The 515-nt window shown below is 50.3% G+C and carries 1 protein-coding gene; it reads left to right on the top strand.

Going from position 1 to position 515, the window contains the following annotated elements; genetic code table 11:
• On the top strand, window positions 1-515 hold a 515-nt coding region (locus ACYVRH_RS14425), incomplete at both ends, for a hypothetical protein (RefSeq protein ID WP_461257561.1).

Below are 515 nucleotides of genomic sequence, written 5' to 3'. Positions count from 1 at the left end.
TGTATAAGAGCAAGATCCTCAATTCCTTGCCGGCGATTACAATAGCCGGAAACAGTTTAAAATTTCAATTCAACAACGATAAATGGACGGCGCTGTTAAACGGGGAGAATTTTTCGACTGGCGTTACGGAAGTTGAGAATACCGCAACCGGCTCTATCTTGACGCTTAAACAAACCCATATATGGCCGGGGGCCGCCGCTAAAACCGCAGGAAAGGCCGCAAGCTTTATCCCCGGCGGCGCGGCTGTCGGGGGCGCTTTGAATACCGCGTCAAGCGTCGCGGGCGCGGCAGGGTTGGCTCCCGGGGCGGTAGAAGCGTCAGGACAGGCAATTATTCTTGAATACATTGCCGGTCCGTCTCCAAAATTATCTTATTTAAAAAGCACTAAAGTAGCGGGCAGCTCCGGCGCGGCAGGGGGTAGCTCTAATGGTGAGCAGATTACATTGGATACCGTTGAATTTGGACCTAATATAGGTCCTGGATCAGCTATACAATATACTGTAAACAAAGAAGAC

This window comes from Treponema sp. R80B11-R83G3 (genome assembly GCF_054786115.1).
The sequence above is the reverse complement of the archived record's forward strand: the minus strand, read 5'-3'. Positions and strand labels throughout refer to the sequence as shown.